Genomic DNA, 14,023 nt, shown 5'->3' on the forward strand with positions numbered 1-14,023 from the left:
GGCCTCATGGGGCGGCCCCGAGCGCGAAACTCTCGAACCGGTAGGCACGGCTGGCGCCCGCGGGGCGGATCTCGATCGTGACGGCCAGAAGCGGGATCGCGCCGCCATCGGGCAATTCGCGCGCCACCAGACGCCACGCGCCCCGGTCCTCGAATTCGCCCGTCGTCGCACCCAACCCGGTCAGCGCCTGCATCTCGACCGTCGCCACCTCGCGGGCGAGGTCGGCGGCGCGGCTTGCCTCGCTCGCGCCCCGAACGGCGAGCGTCGCCTGCGAGACCGCGCCGATCGCCGCCGTCAGCCCGACCGCCAGCACGAGGAACGCCACCAGCGTCTCGAGAAGGACGAAGCCCTCGTCGCGCGCATTCGTCACGGCGCGTCACCGCTCAGAAGGCGCGGCAGGCCGGTCAGCCAATCGACCTCGAGCCGCGCCACGGATCCATCCGCAACGAAGGCCAGCTCGGCCCCAGAGGAACTGCCGTCCGGGCGAAAGACCAGTGCTGCGGTGCCGCCCTCGACGAAGGGCCGTGCGAGCACGCCGTCGAGCCGCATCCCCGGCGGCAGGCCGATGGGGTCTGCATCTGGCGGATAGGCGAAGCGGCGCTCCGACAGGTCGATCGCGACCAGCGTGTCCCGGCCGGTCCGCATGGCATCGGCGCGTGCATCGAGGACCACCGTCTGCAGCCGTTCGGCCATCTGAACGGGCGAGGGGGCCGGGTCACGCCGTGCCAGTGCCCCCGCGCCCAGGCCCGCGAGGATGCCGAGGATGGCCAGCGCCACAAGCATCTCGACCAGCGTGAACCCCGCATTGCGGTCGAGACTTGGCGCGGGGGCGGTCATCGGATCGCGATCTCGTTGATGCTCAGGAGGGCGGACATCACCGATACGACCAGCCCGCCGACCAGCGCGCCCAGCGCGAGCGTGATCGCCGGGGTGAGGAAGGTCAGGAGGCGCGTCATCCGGCGTTGCAGGAGGCCGTCGATGGTCGAACCCGCGCGGCCCATCATCGCGGCCAGCATGTTCGATTCCTCGCCTAGCCGGAGGAGGGCCGTGACGGGGCCGGGGAACTGGCCCGTGGCGTCGACGGCCCGCCAGAATGGGGCGCCTTCGGACACCTCCGTCCGGGCGGCCAGAAGGCCCGCGCGCTGCGCCGTCGTGACCGCCGTGGCCGCCGCCAGGCGCATCGCTTCGAGCATCGGCACGCCGTTCCCGAGAAGGAGCGACATCGTCGTGAGATAGCGCGCGTTGACGCCCGCGCGGATCGCCGCCGCGATGCCGGGGACGCGGGCGAGTGCGGCCATCGCGGCATCGCGCCCGCGCGGCGTCCGCATCCACAGCAGGAGCGGCACCGTCAGGGCGAGCGCGCCGACGAGGATCAGCAGCCCCGGCCCGGCAACGAAGGCGCCGAAGCCCAGAAGGACGCGGATCACGAGGGGCGATGCGATCCCTGCATTCGCAAAAACAGGCTGGAGCGCGGGCGCGAGATAGAGGGACAGGAGAAGGAACGCGAAGACCATCACGAGCAGGAGGAAGGCCGGGTAGAGCAGCGCCTCGGTCACCTCACGGCGGCGTGCGGCACGTCGCGTGTAGCTGTCGGCCAACGTCCGCGTCACGACATCGAGGCGGCCGCTCGTCTCGCCGCTGGCCAGAAGGGCGACGACATCGTCGGTGATCTCGGGCACCACAGAGAATGCCTCGGCGACCGACTGGCCTTCGGTCAGCCGGGCGTGGACCCCGGCGGCGCGGGCGCGGGGCAGACGTTCGGTTTCGGCATCGGCGATGGCGCGGATGGCGACGTCGATCGTGAAGCCCGCGTCGAGCATGACCGAGAGCTCCGCGAAGAACCGCGCGAGATCGAGTCGGCCGCCGAGCCCGCCGCCCGCGCGCTCGGGTCGGACCGGCCCGGCGGCGGCGGCGCCCGACACGCGGCGCAGCTCGAATGGGGTGCGTCCCGTCAGGCGAAGCTGGCGCGTCGCGTCGGCCTCGTCGACGGCGTCGAGCGTGCCCGTCTCGACCTCGCCATCCGGGCGGTAGGCCTTGAAGTGGATGCGCTCAATCGCCGACATCGCCACCGCTCCGCGCGCGGTCGAGGACGCGGCGTACCTCTTCGAGGGCCGTCACGCCGCGCCGCGCGAGCCCTTCGGCATGTGCCGCCATCGGCGTGACACCCCGTGCGGCGGCCAACGCCTCGAGATCGGCTTCGGTGGCGCCCGTCCCGATCCGGGCGGCGATCTCGCGCGTGACCTCCATCACCTCGTAGGTGACCGTCCGTCCGGCGAACCCGGTGTCGTGGCAGCGCGCGCAGCCGTCGCCGCCGCACGCGTCGCAGGTCTTCCGAAGCAGGCGCTGGGCCACGACCGCCCGGATCGTCGCGCCGATCAGGTAGTCGTCGATGCCCATATCGACCAGCCGGGTCAGCGCACCCGCCGCGCTGTTGGTGTGCAGCGTCGAGAACACCAGGTGCCCCGTCAGCGCCGCCTGGATCGCGATCTGCGCGGTGTCCCGGTCCCGGATCTCGCCCACGAGGATGATGTCGGGGTCATGGCGCAGCACCGAGCGGAGCGCGCGCGCGAAGGTCAGGTCGATCGCGGGCTCGACCTGAAGCTGGGTGATGCCATCGAGGCGGTATTCGACGGGATCCTCGACAGTGAAGATCTTCACGTCGTCCGACTGCCGCTCGCGCAGGACCGAGTAGAGCGTTGTCGTCTTGCCGCTGCCGGTCGGGCCGGTCACGAGGATGATCCCGTTGGGCACGCGCGCCAACTGGCGCAGGTGCGCGGCGGCCTCGGGCGCGTAGCCCAGCGCATCGAGGGTCAGCGCCACGCCGGACCGGTCGAGTATGCGGAGAACGAAGGACTCCCCATGCACCGACGGCAGGATCGAAACACGCAGGTCGATCTCCTGCCCGCGCACGGTGGCGCGCATCCGGCCGTCCTGCGGCATCCGGCGCTCGGCGATGTTCAATCGCGCGAGGATCTTGATGCGGGTGGCAATGCCCGGAAGCATCGCGCGGGGCACGGTCTCGACCACGTCGAGCATCCCGTCGCAGCGCATCCGGATGCAGACGTGATCCGCGCGCGGCTCGATATGGAGGTCGGTCGCGCCCCGGTCGACGGCCGTCTGGATGACCTGCGTGACGAAGCGGATCACGGGCGCCTCGCGGGCGATGTCCTGCAGGCGTTCGAGGTCCTCGCCGTCGCCGTCCTCGGGAGTGGCGGCGCGCGGGGTCGGCGGAGGTGCGGTGTCCTGACCCGAGAGCATGCGGAGGGCATCGAGAATGCGGCTCCGGGGACAGACGCGCAGCTCGACCGGCCGGTCGAAGCTGTAGCCGAGGATCTCGGCGCCGTCGGTCGCGAACGGATCCGCGACGGCGACGACGAGCGCGTCGTCGGTCATCTCCAGCGGAAGGATCTGGTGGGTGTCGAGGAAGGACAGCCCCGCGCGATCGATCAGCGCGGGGTCGAGTGCGCCCGTGTCGATCCGCGCCTCGGCAAGGCCGAGAAACGCCGCCATGTGCCGCGCAAGGTCGCTCTCGCGGGCCAGCCCCAGTTCGATCAGCACCGTGTCGGCCGGATGGTCGGTCGAAGCGCGGCCGTTGCGGGCACGCTGGCTCGCCTCGGGCCGCAGGACACCCTGGCCTTCCAGATGGGTGAGGAAGCGTTCGAACCCGTCGCGCGGGGTGTCCGTGCCGGGTCGGATATTCATGCCGTCCCCTCCCTGAGATGGACCGTGACGCCCGGACCGAACAGCGCCGCACATCCGGGGATCACGGCGTCAGGCGGGGCTGCGATCGCGCGTCCGGGGGCGACGCTTCGCTCCAGCGTGATCGCCGCGCCCCGACGCTCCTCGACGATGCGGCCCGAGTAGCCCAGCGTGTCGTCGCCCGCCCGTACGAAGATGTCGATGCGGACAGGCGTGCCGGAGGATGGCTCGTCCTCCAGAAGGTTGCTGCGGCCCAGCACGGCGGCCAACGGGGCCGGCAGGCGCGCGGCGGTCGCGCGCGGCTGGTCGGAATGGACGGTGAAGGTGCCCGTCAGGCGGTCGATGGGAAGCTCGGCCAGGACGGGAAAGGCGTGCAACTCCTCGACCGCCGCGAAGGGGGCCTGCTTGAGGCCGTCGCGCAGTTGATGGTCGGCGAGGGGCGGCGCGTCGTCGTCCGGCGGCGTGCGGTAGGCGAGGATCGCGTCCGCTTGCTCGGCCGCCGCCGCCGCCGACAGCCCGAGCGACCGGAGCGCCAGCACCAGAAGCTCGCGCCCGGCGGCGTTGAGATCGACGAGACCCTGCTGGTCCTGCACCCGGAGGAGGATCGTCAGGTCGCCTTCGCGGCATGCGGCGGGGTTGGCATTGAGCGCAAAGGGCGGGGCGGTCTCGGTGGCTTCTGCGATGAAGACCGCCCGCGCCGCCACGCGCCCCAGCCCCTCGGCCAAGAGGTCGAGCCGGGCTTCGGCGACGCCGTCGCGCGCCTGATCGAGCCCCGCGCGTGCGGCGAGGACGAAGCCCGTCATCATGGTCGTGACCACCAGAAGGAACACGACGACCGCCAAGAGGGCGAAGCCGTCCTCGGCGGGCCGGGATGCGGGGGGCGCGACCGGCGCCATCTAGGGCCGCGCCCCGTCGCCATGAAGGCCGAGCGGCACGACATGATCGTCCTGACGCACGGTGACGGAGCCCGCGTCGATCTCGCTGACCGTCCAGTTCCACGCGACCTCGCCCTCGCGGAGCCAGATGGTCTCGAACCCCTCGGGCGCGCCCAGCAGGACGCGCGACTGCCCGTCCGACCGTGCCACACCGATGAGGCGGGGTGCGATCGGATCGGGTTCGGGCGGCGGGGGCGGTGGGGGCGCCGGCGCGGCGACCACCGGCGGCGGAGGCGGCGGCGGTGCGGGCGGCGGCTGCCACGGACGGCGCGTCTCGGTGAAGAGCGGGCGGGACAGGACCTGGTTGCGGTCGAGGGCCGCCACGTCCAGCGGACCCGCATCCTGCGGCGCGGTCTCGGGGCCCGCGTCGGGTCGGGCAGGCGCGTATGGCGAGACGTCGAGGGGCGTCATCGCCACCTCGTGGACCTTCGCCCCGATGGCCAGCGCGGCGGCAAGCGCCAGGAGGATGAGGACCACCATCCTCATTGCGCGACCTCGAGATCGGGCGGCAGCGCGCCCTCGATCAGAAGCTCCATCGACAGAATCGTCGGATCGGCCGCGTCGGGGTCGCCCGGCGCGGTCGCAGCGTCGATGCGGGCGGTGCGGATCGTCTGGTAGGGCACCGCGCTCTCGATGGCGAAGACGGTCTCGACGATCTCGGCATTGGTGCCGCTCATGCGGGCCCGGAGGCCCGCGAACCGGGTTCCGTCGCGTTCCGTGACAGGCGCGTTGCCGACGGCCAGAAGGTCGACGCCGCTGGCGGCCGCGATCTCGCCCAGCCGGCCCTGGAACGCGGCTTGGATCAGCGCGGGGCTGGCGCCCGGCAGGAATTCGGGGGCGTCAGCCGGGCGCGGCGCCGTCGCGCCGGGTGTCGCGGCGATGAGGCGCTGGAGGTTGCCGAGATTGGCCCGTTCCGCCGCGATGCGGTCGGCGGTCGCGTCGAGCCGGTCGCGCGCCAGCCCCACGGCCCCGGCGACCAGCGCGATCGCCAACACCGGGGCCATGGCGGCCACGGCCAGTCGCAGGGCGCGAGGGGCGTTGAGAAGGGAGGTGCGGCTATCCATCGGCGCTCGCCGTCTCGAGGGTGATGGTAAAGCGCTCGTCGAGGCTGCCCGCATCGCGGAGCACGGGCTGGGTAAAGGTCGGCGCGCGAAAGAGGTCCGAGTCCTCGAGAAGGGGGATCAGCCGCGCCGCGCCCGAGGTCTGGCCCGTCAGCGTGACGGTGCCATCATCGACGTCGATCCGGGTCAGCCAGGTGCCGTCGGGCAGGGCGAGGGCCAGTTCCTCGAGGATGCGGACGAGCGGGACGGCCTGGCTCTTGGCCTCGCGCACCGAGGCGATGCGGCCGATCTCTTCGGTGCGGGCGCGCATATCGGCGCGAACCTTCGACGCCTCGGCCTCGGCCGCGGCGATCTCGACACCGAGCGCGTCCAGCGCCCTGTTCTGCTGCCACGCTGTGACGCCGCCGAGCGCGATCAGCCCGAAAATTGAGGCGGCGACGGCGCCCCAGAAGAGGCGATGCGCCATGCGGCGCATTCGGGCGGGGCGGCGCAACGCGGCGAGGCTTGGGGCGTCGGCCACGAATACGCCATCGGGCGTCGCCATGGCGAGCCGTCCGATCTCGATACGCGCGGCGGCAAGACTTGCGCGGATCGGCTCGAACTGGTCGCGCCGCAACAGGAAATAGACGCTGGCTGCGTGGTCCCGACGGTACTCGGGCAGTACGAGGATGCAGTCTTCCTCGCGCAGCGGCGTCGCGCCCGCGCAATCGATGCGCGCCATCGCGCGCATCCGGCTGCGGGGCAGGCGCAGGGGCGAGAGCTTGCGTTGCAGGTGGCGGTCCGGCTCGACCACGACATCGACGACGGGCGAGCGCAGCCGCCGCGGCAGCCGCCGGAGCGCGGCACCGATCTCAGCTGGCTTAACCACTTCGGGCGGGCGGCGCTGTGTCTCGATGGACACACCGGCGCGCGAGACGCGGAGCAGGGGGCGCGCCCCCGCCGCGGCAACCGATCGACGGCGCGACACGAGGGAGGACAGCTCCCACGACCACCAGCGGCCGATGTCCGCCACATAGTCGATCACACCTGTAACCATTACCCTTTTCGCCCTCTCGGCAGCAGTTCCGTCCCCACGGTGGAGGCCGAGTATAGCCGATTTTCCCGCGACGGGCAGGCCGTCCGTTCGGCGGGGTTCGGACGGAACACATTCGGGCCCGGATGCATCACTCCGGGGCCCGTTCCGCGCGAAATGTGCAAAAAACGTGACAGACCGGATGCATCTGTTAACCTCGCTCGCAAAACAACCGGCGAAAATGTCGGAAAGGCGAGGGCGACGTACGGCCAGAGAATCGGCGCGCCCAAGAGGTTGGCAGCACGTTCAGGCGAGTACAGGCATGTATCACGATGCACCGTTCGGAGGTGGCGACCCGCGGGTTGCCGATATGACCGCTATGGAACCGGCCCGATACGGGCCGCGACCATGAGCGCCCGAACCTGGAAGCGCACCCTCATTGTTGCCACGCTGGCGACGGTTCTGGCCAGTTGTGCGGGCGACGAGGCCGGCGTCAGCCGTCTCGATACGCTGCTGGGCGGCTTGGGCGCAGGCGATGGCGCCACGCGCACCGCCAACGCCGCGGGCGGCTGGAGCGGCGTGCCGGGGGCCACGTCGGGCACGGGCCGCACCGGCTCGGGCGTCTTTCTGGGCGCCGGCAATCCACCGATCCGGCGCGAGCCGACCTTCGGCGGCGACGAGGGGTTCCAGCTCAACCTCGTGGACGCGCCGATCCCGGCGGCGGCGCAGTTCATCCTCGGCGATACGCTCGACCTAAACTATGTCGTGGACCCGGACCTGCCGGGCACGATTACCCTCCAGACCAGCTCGCCCGTCAGTCGCGAGGCCCTGATCGACATCTTCGAGATCACCCTCGCCGCCAACGGCTACGCCATCGTCGAAAACGCCGACATCTACCGCATCGTGCAGTCGAACGCGGCCATCGCGAACACCCCGCCCGTCAGCGTGCCCGCGCTTCAGGCCAGCGCGCCGGGCATGCGCGTCCTCGCCGTGCCGCTGGCCTATATCGCGGCCGAGGAGATGCGCGACATCCTCACCCCGATCAGCCAGCCGGGTTCGATCCTGCGCTTCGACAGCGTGCGCAACTACCTTCTCCTCGCCGGATCGCAGGCGGAACTGTCGTCGATGCTCGATGCCATCTCGGTCTTCGATGTCGACTGGATGCGCGGCAAGTCCGTGGCGCTCCATCCGCTAAAGGACGCAGCACCCCAGGCGGTCGCCTCGCAGCTTGAGGAGATCTTCCGCAGCTCCGACGGGGCCACGGCTGACGTGATCCGCTTCGTGCCCAACGAGCAGTTGGGTTCGATCCTCGTCGTGACCTCGCAGCCGCATTACCTGCCGCGTGCGAGCGAATGGATCCGGAAGCTCGACACGATCGGCGGCGCGGGGTCGGACCGGCTCTTCGTCTATCCGGTGCAGAACCGCCCGGCCGAGGAGTTGGCCCGCGTGCTGCAATCGGTACTGGGCGGCGGGTCGGACGGCGCGGTCTCGCCCGGTCTGGGCGAGGTCGAGGTGGCCAGCGCCGACGGCGTTGACCCGACCTTCGTGGGCCTGACGGCCGATCCCGATCTGGGTGCAAGCGTGTCCTCCAGTGTGGTCGCCGATACCGAGAACAACTCCCTTCTCATCAGCGCCACCGCCGAGGAATACCGGCGGCTGGAGCCCGTCCTGCGGCGGCTCGACACGGTGGCCACGCAGGTCATGCTCGAGGCCGTCATCGTCGAGGTCTCGCTCAACGACACGCTGCGCTTCGGCGTTCGCTGGTTCCTCGAGAACGGGTCCGCCACACGCGGATTCGACAGCGCGCTCGAGCCGAACTTCCCCGGCTTCTCATGGAACAGCGCGCTGGGCGATTTCCGCTCCACCATCAATGCGTTGTCGAGCGTGACGGATGTGAACGTGATCTCGACGCCGACGCTGATGGCGCTGAACAATCAAGAGGCGATCCTCCAGATCGGCGATCAGGTGCCCGTCGTCACGCGCACCGCCGAGAGCGCCGACGATCCCGACGCGCGTATCGTCAGTGCGGTCGAGCTGCGTGACACGGGCATCATCCTGAACGTCGTGCCGCGCGTGAACGCCCATGGCGGCGTGCTTCTCGACATCGACCAAGAGGCGAGCCGCGTCGTCGCGACGACGTCGTCCGGGATCGATTCCCCCACGATCCAGCAGCGACGCCTGCGGACGCGAGTGTCGGTCATGGACGGGGAATCGGTCGTCCTCGGCGGTCTGATCCAGGAGGGGACGCAGCGCACCAAGAACGGCGTGCCGGTCCTCAGCGACGTGCCGGTGGTCGGCAATCTCTTCCGCGACCGCCGCGACCGTCGCGAGCGGACGGAGCTTCTGATCTTCGTGCGGCCCCAGATCATCCGCGACGCCCATGCCGCACGGCGGGTCAGCGACGAGTTCCGCCAGCGGCTCGACTTCGGCCGCAGCGAGACGCCGCAGCAGCGCCGTCAGCGCGATCTTCGCCGCCTGCGCTGACGGGCGCGCGGGCGGATGACGGTCGGGATTGTCGTCGCCGGCGGGGCGCTTCTGGCGATCCTCGGCGCGATCGCGGTCATCGACCTGCGGACCCGGCGCATTCCCGACCCGCTGAACGTGGCGCTCGCGCTTTCGGGGCTGGCGGCGGCACTGGTGCTCGACGGGCAGGTGCCGTGGCCGTCGCTGCTTGCGGCGACGGTGGTGGGCGCGGCACTCTGGATCATCGCCGAGATCTTCCGCCGCCGCCGTGGACTGACGGGCCTCGGGCTGGGCGACATCAAGATGATCGCCGCTGCCGCACTCTGGGTCAGCCCGTGGAACCTGCCGCTCGTGCTCGTGGTCGCGACCGTCGGCGCGCTTGTCGCCGTTGGGGTCGGAGCGGTCGCGGGGCGCCGGACGGACCGGTTGACGCGCATCCCGTTTGGGCCGTTCATCGGGCTGGGCCTGATGCTGACATGGATCCTCGAACGGTCGGGGCTGCCAATGCTGGCGCCCGCGGGGGTATGGTAAGATGGATCGCAAGCTATCGAAGACGCGACGGTGTCGGGACGCGGACGCGGAGCGCGATGCGGGCTTCACGCTGATCGAGCTGCTGGTCGTCCTGTCGATCATCGTCCTCCTTGGCGGCATCGTCGCGCCGCAGGTGCTGCGCTATCTCGGCTCGGCGCGCAGCGAGGCCGCCCAGACCCAGATCCGCAATATCGAGAGCGCGCTTGAATTGTTCCTGATCGACAACTTCCGCTACCCGACCACCGAGGAGGGGCTCGATGTCCTCGCCGAACCGACGCCCGCGCTGGCGGCGCGGTGGAAGGGTCCGTATCTCCAGAATGCCGACGCGCTGGTCGATCCATGGGGAGCCGCGTATATCTACGAAAGCGACGATGGCGCGGTCCGAATCACCTCGTTCGGTCGCGACGGCAGCCCCGGTGGAGAGGGCGAAGATCGCGACATTTCGAACAGCAGATAGGCATTCGGGACCTTAGTCCCGCCCGTCTCTTGGACCTTCGTCGTGTGGCGTTCGAGACCTTCGACCTCCCCGCAAGTGATTAATCCACCTGTAGGATTGAGACACTCCCGCTGTCAGGTAGGATTGACGTAGCGTTCGGGGGAACGCCGCGATCCGGCCCTGCCAACCGCCTCGAGACGGTTCGTTCCCTGCGTCCGCGAGTAGTGGGGTATTGGGTATGTATCTTCCGAAAGACGCGTCACGCACGCAGATCCGCGAAGCCGAAAACGCACGTCGCAATCGCGCAGAAATCGTTCAGGCCCTGTCCATCGGGGACGTCACCCGGCGCGAGCTCTTCAAGTGGGGCACGTTCACGGGGCTGGGCCTCCTGGCCGAGGTCAACGGCCTGAGCCCCTTCGCCCGCAGCGCCAGCGCGCAGAACATCCCGACCGGGACGCCGCTCAGCCCGCTCTTCGGGGCGCAGCCCTACACGCAGGAGATGCCGCGGCTGAGCCTTCAGACTCCGCACGACATGACGCCGATCAAGCGCGAGAACGAGGTCGATGTCTACGCGCGGGGCCGGTGGTGGCCGCCCGCACGGCGCCTGTCATATCATACTGAGTTCACGGATAGCGGCGGCACCGAGAACGTGAATCCCTATTACCATTACGGCCCGCAGGAGGGCCGCCCGCCGGGTGAGTATTTCGCCCATCAGCGGTGGGAGGAGTACCTTCCGCAGAAGGGCTTCATGCTCACGCTGGGCCGCGCCGCCTCGGGTGTGCGCTTCCATCCAAGCATGCCAGACCAGGAGCCGGACAAGGTCTGGACCTTCGGCAGCAATCGCAACACGCGCTCGCGCCTTCCGCCGCCGCTCATGAAGCTGCGCTACGGCGAGCCTGTGGTGCTTCGGAACTACAACCGGCTCCTGCCGAACCCGACCCGCAACGGTGGCTTCGGCAGCAACAGCCAGTCGACCCACAATCACAATGCCCACAATGCGTCGGGCAGCGATGGCGCGTCGAACGCGCATTTCTATCCGGGTCAGTTCTACGACTACCACTGGTCGACCACGCTTGCGCGGGCCGACATGATCAACACCGACGCGTCCGATCGCCGGGCCTCGGGTCCCGATGGCGCCGGCGGGCTGACCCTTGTTCCGGGCGACTACCGCGAGCTTCAGGGCTCGCTCTGGTTCCACGATCACCGGTTCTTCTACACGGCCGAGAACGTCTACAAGGGCCATCTCGGGATGCTGAACTACTACAGCGGACCCGACCGGGGCCACGAGGGAATGGACGACGGCGTCAACCTGCGCCTGCCTTCGGGCACGACGCTGGACTGGGGGAATATCGACTTCGACGTGAACCTGATCGTGTCGGACGCCGCCACCGACCAGGAAGGCCAGTACTTCTTCGACATCTTCAACACCGATGGCTTCTGCGGTGACATGATGATGGTGAATTTCGCCTACAAGCCGTATTTCGACGTGCTGCCGCGGAAGTACCGGTTCCGTATCCTCTCGGCGGGCATGTCGCGCTTCGTCGAGCTGGGGCTCGTCAACGAGCAGGGCAATCCGGTTCCGATGAAGGTGATCTCGACCGACGGAAACTTCCTCGTGAACCCCGTGACGGTCAATCGCCTCGACCCGCAAGGGCCGGGCGAGCGCTTCGACGTCGTGGTCGACTTCTCGGTCTTCCAGCCAGGCAACCGGATCTACATGCTCAACTCGATGGAGCATGACGACGGACGCGGGCCGAAGGGATCGCTCCGCCTGCGCGATGTCATGCGGATGAAGACGGACGATCCGGCCGTCGGCGGGATCATGGAATTCCGCGTCGTCGACGAGGTTGAAAGCGCCGATGCGCCGGGGACGGTCATACGGGCGGCCAACCACACCGATTACAGCCACGTGCCGGGTCGCCTGACCGATCCGATCCCGATCGTGGCCCCGGTCCGGACCCGGCACATCGAATGGAAGGGTGCCGACGGTCGCGATGACGAGCTGGAAGGACCGTGCTTCCCCGATTGCGGGGACAAGGAATCCTTCGGCTGGACGATCAAGATCAACGGCGAGGCGAACCACTTCTTCAACGCCAACCGGTCGTCGCTCATCATCCCTGAGCCGGGCGAGGTCGAGCATTGGATCCTCGAGAATGGCGGCGGCGGCTGGGATCATCCCGCGCATCTCCACCTTGAGGAGGGCGTCACGCTGGATCGCGGCGGCCGGCCGCTCAGCCCGATCGAGCGGCAGAATCCGCGCAAGGACGTCTGGCGTCTGGGCGAGAAAGGGACTGTCAACATCCAGGTGCGGTTCGGCGAGTTCGGCGGGGCCTACGTCACGCATTGCCACAACACCGTCCACGAGGACTGGGCGATGCTCTTCCGCTACGACGTGATGACGGACCCGGATAATCCGGACAACTCGCAGACCCATGTCGAGATGATCCCGACGCCGAAGCCATCGCCCTACGGCGTCACCTATGTCACGCCGGAGGTGCTGCCCGAGGGAAATCCCTTCGACGAGGATTTCGACCCGTTCCCGTCGGGGGACGCATGACGGGCCTGCAGCGCGTGGCGCGCTGGCTGGGGGTCGCGGCGCTCTGCGCCGTGGCCACCGCGATCCCGAGCGGAGAGGCTGAGGCCGATCTCTGGGACCGCGACTACTTCACCAACGCCCCGCTGGTCACGCAGGACGGCGAGACGGTGCGGTTCTATGACGATCTGATCGCCGACAAGATCGTCGTCGTCAGCTTCATCTATACCGACTGCCCCGATATCTGCGGGCTCTCGACGGCGCGGCTGGCGCAGATCGTCGACTGGCTGGGCGCGCGGGTTGGGCAGGACATCTTCGTCTACTCGATCAGCATCGACCCCGAGACCGACACGCCCGAGCGGCTGAAGTCCTATGCGGCCGCGTTCGGCGCGGAGAACCGCGAGGGATGGACGTTCCTGACCGGCACGCGTGCCGATATCGACGTCGTGCGTCACAAGCTGGGCGAGCGCAGCCGCTTCCTTGGTGAGCATCGCAGCGACATGGTGATCGGCAACGGATCGACCGGCCAGTGGCGTCGGACGTCCCTGATGGGCAGCCTCGTGGTCGCGACGACCGAGATCCTCGAACTCGACCCCACCTACATCCCGCCGAAGCCCGTGCTCGCGTCTCTGTCAGACGCGCCCGAAGAGCCGCTGGTCATTCGCAACACGCGGGGGGAGGGGATGTTCATCACCGCCTGCGCCGCCTGCCATACGATCGGCGACGGCGTGCGCGTCGGACCCGATCTTGCAGGGGTGACACTCCGACGCGACCGCGACTGGCTCAAGCGCTACCTTCAGGATCCCGACCAGATGCTGGCAACCCACGATCCCGTGGCCATGGCTCTCGACGCCGAATTCCCGGACGTGATCATGCCCGATCTCGGCCTCGAAGCGGCAGACGCCTCCGACCTGATCCACTACCTCGAGGCGAGGACCGTGGCACTCGGCGCGCCGATGACCGAAATGCCGTCGCATGACGACCATGACCACGACCATGATCACGGCGCGGCCCATGACGATCATGCGGATCACGGCGATCACGCGGCCTTGGACGACCACGCCGCGCATGCCGACCACGCGGATCATTCCGAACACGATACGCACGCCGACCATCACTGAGGTCAGCCGGTCGAGCTTTCGCCGGTTCCGAAGCCACACGGCGCTTCGGGGCTGGTCTTTCGTGCATTCCGTATGACGCCGCCATGGTGACCCGCGTAGAAGGTTCCAGTGGGGGCTTCCGACGCCGATCATCGGCGTGCTTGACCCGGATCAAGGTGCGGCTGGCTTTGCATATGGTATCGTTGCGGCAGACGGCCCGTTCTGCGGTGCCAATGGGCTGCCCGAACGTCGC

13 protein-coding genes are annotated in these 14,023 nt (G+C 69.2%); 5 read left to right on the plus strand and 8 right to left on the minus strand.

Annotation, left to right across the window (positions count from 1 at the left end):
- Window positions 1–4 precede the first annotated feature (4 nt).
- The 8 genes from Q0833_RS07270 to Q0833_RS07305 are packed head-to-tail and all read right to left on the minus strand — an operon-like array spanning window position 5 to window position 6,719.
- Complete coding sequence (locus tag Q0833_RS07270; protein ID WP_298431832.1) at window positions 5–370, minus strand: hypothetical protein; 366 nt, start codon at window positions 368–370, stop codon at window positions 5–7.
- A complete protein-coding gene (locus tag Q0833_RS07275; RefSeq protein WP_298431834.1) occupies window positions 367–837 on the minus strand; it encodes a GspH/FimT family pseudopilin in 471 nt (156 codons plus the stop codon). Before Q0833_RS07275 ends, Q0833_RS07270 begins: the two co-directional genes overlap by 4 nt.
- Window positions 834–2,063 carry a type II secretion system F family protein gene (locus Q0833_RS07280; protein ID WP_298431837.1) on the minus strand — a complete coding sequence of 410 codons (1,230 nt, stop codon included), beginning with the start codon at window positions 2,061–2,063 and terminating at the stop codon, window positions 834–836. Before Q0833_RS07280 ends, Q0833_RS07275 begins: the two co-directional genes overlap by 4 nt.
- On the minus strand, window positions 2,050–3,702 hold the full coding sequence (locus Q0833_RS07285; RefSeq protein WP_298431841.1) for a GspE/PulE family protein: 1,653 nt from the start codon (window positions 3,700–3,702) through the stop codon (window positions 2,050–2,052). The genes Q0833_RS07280 and Q0833_RS07285 overlap by 14 nt, the downstream gene beginning before the upstream one ends.
- Window positions 3,699–4,595: a hypothetical protein gene (locus tag Q0833_RS07290; protein WP_298431843.1), complete on the minus strand. Its 897-nt coding sequence runs from the start codon at window positions 4,593–4,595 to the stop codon at window positions 3,699–3,701. The genes Q0833_RS07285 and Q0833_RS07290 overlap by 4 nt, the downstream gene beginning before the upstream one ends.
- A complete protein-coding gene (locus Q0833_RS07295; RefSeq protein ID WP_298431846.1) occupies window positions 4,596–5,120 on the minus strand; it encodes a hypothetical protein in 525 nt (174 codons plus the stop codon).
- On the minus strand, window positions 5,117–5,698 hold the full coding sequence (gene gspM, locus Q0833_RS07300; RefSeq protein WP_298431849.1) for a type II secretion system protein GspM: 582 nt from the start codon (window positions 5,696–5,698) through the stop codon (window positions 5,117–5,119). The genes Q0833_RS07295 and gspM overlap by 4 nt, the downstream gene beginning before the upstream one ends.
- Window positions 5,691–6,719, minus strand: a complete 1,029-nt coding sequence (locus Q0833_RS07305) for a PilN domain-containing protein (protein WP_298431852.1) — start codon at window positions 6,717–6,719, stop codon at window positions 5,691–5,693. Before Q0833_RS07305 ends, gspM begins: the two co-directional genes overlap by 8 nt.
- A 396-nt stretch (window positions 6,720–7,115) precedes the next feature.
- Here Q0833_RS07305 and Q0833_RS07310 point away from each other — a divergent pair, with 396 nt between their 5' ends.
- The 5 genes from Q0833_RS07310 to Q0833_RS07330 all read left to right on the plus strand — a co-directional run bounded on the left by Q0833_RS07310 (window position 7,116) and on the right by Q0833_RS07330 (window position 13,791).
- The gene (locus Q0833_RS07310; RefSeq protein WP_298431855.1) at window positions 7,116–9,191 is read left to right on the plus strand and encodes a secretin N-terminal domain-containing protein; all 2,076 of its coding nucleotides are present in this window, start codon (window positions 7,116–7,118) and stop codon (window positions 9,189–9,191) included.
- Between the two features lie 15 nt (window positions 9,192–9,206).
- Complete coding sequence (locus Q0833_RS07315) at window positions 9,207–9,701, plus strand: A24 family peptidase (RefSeq protein ID WP_298431858.1); 495 nt, start codon at window positions 9,207–9,209, stop codon at window positions 9,699–9,701.
- A 1-nt stretch (window position 9,702) separates the two neighbouring features.
- The gene (gspG, locus tag Q0833_RS07320; protein WP_298431861.1) at window positions 9,703–10,158 is read left to right on the plus strand and encodes a type II secretion system major pseudopilin GspG; all 456 of its coding nucleotides are present in this window, start codon (window positions 9,703–9,705) and stop codon (window positions 10,156–10,158) included.
- 217 nt (window positions 10,159–10,375) lie between these two features.
- On the plus strand, window positions 10,376–12,694 hold the full coding sequence (locus Q0833_RS07325) for a multicopper oxidase family protein (protein ID WP_298431863.1): 2,319 nt from the start codon (window positions 10,376–10,378) through the stop codon (window positions 12,692–12,694).
- Window positions 12,691–13,791, plus strand: coding sequence for an SCO family protein (locus Q0833_RS07330; RefSeq protein ID WP_298431866.1), 1,101 nt, complete (start codon window positions 12,691–12,693; stop codon window positions 13,789–13,791). The genes Q0833_RS07325 and Q0833_RS07330 overlap by 4 nt, the downstream gene beginning before the upstream one ends.
- Window positions 13,792–14,023: the final 232 nt, after the last annotated feature.

The organism is uncultured Jannaschia sp. (genome assembly GCF_947503795.1).
Lineage (GTDB): Bacteria > Pseudomonadota > Alphaproteobacteria > Rhodobacterales > Rhodobacteraceae > Jannaschia.

What these genes read in the sequence shown, in the direction of transcription:
- Q0833_RS07290 (WP_298431843.1), bottom strand. Translation starts at nt 4,595, where the DNA reads ATGGCGCCGGTCGCGCCCCCCGCATCCCGGCCCGCCGAGGACGGCTTC.
- Q0833_RS07310 (WP_298431855.1), top strand. Translation starts at nt 7,116, where the DNA reads ATGAGCGCCCGAACCTGGAAGCGCACCCTCATTGTTGCCACGCTGGCG.
- gspG (WP_298431861.1), top strand. Translation starts at nt 9,703, where the DNA reads ATGGATCGCAAGCTATCGAAGACGCGACGGTGTCGGGACGCGGACGCG.
- Q0833_RS07280 (WP_298431837.1), bottom strand. Translation starts at nt 2,063, where the DNA reads ATGTCGGCGATTGAGCGCATCCACTTCAAGGCCTACCGCCCGGATGGC.
- Q0833_RS07285 (WP_298431841.1), bottom strand. Translation starts at nt 3,702, where the DNA reads ATGAATATCCGACCCGGCACGGACACCCCGCGCGACGGGTTCGAACGC.
- Q0833_RS07295 (WP_298431846.1), bottom strand. Translation starts at nt 5,120, where the DNA reads ATGAGGATGGTGGTCCTCATCCTCCTGGCGCTTGCCGCCGCGCTGGCC.
- Q0833_RS07325 (WP_298431863.1), top strand. Translation starts at nt 10,376, where the DNA reads ATGTATCTTCCGAAAGACGCGTCACGCACGCAGATCCGCGAAGCCGAA.
- gspM (WP_298431849.1), bottom strand. Translation starts at nt 5,698, where the DNA reads ATGGATAGCCGCACCTCCCTTCTCAACGCCCCTCGCGCCCTGCGACTG.
- Q0833_RS07330 (WP_298431866.1), top strand. Translation starts at nt 12,691, where the DNA reads ATGACGGGCCTGCAGCGCGTGGCGCGCTGGCTGGGGGTCGCGGCGCTC.
- Q0833_RS07315 (WP_298431858.1), top strand. Translation starts at nt 9,207, where the DNA reads ATGACGGTCGGGATTGTCGTCGCCGGCGGGGCGCTTCTGGCGATCCTC.
- Q0833_RS07275 (WP_298431834.1), bottom strand. Translation starts at nt 837, where the DNA reads ATGACCGCCCCCGCGCCAAGTCTCGACCGCAATGCGGGGTTCACGCTG.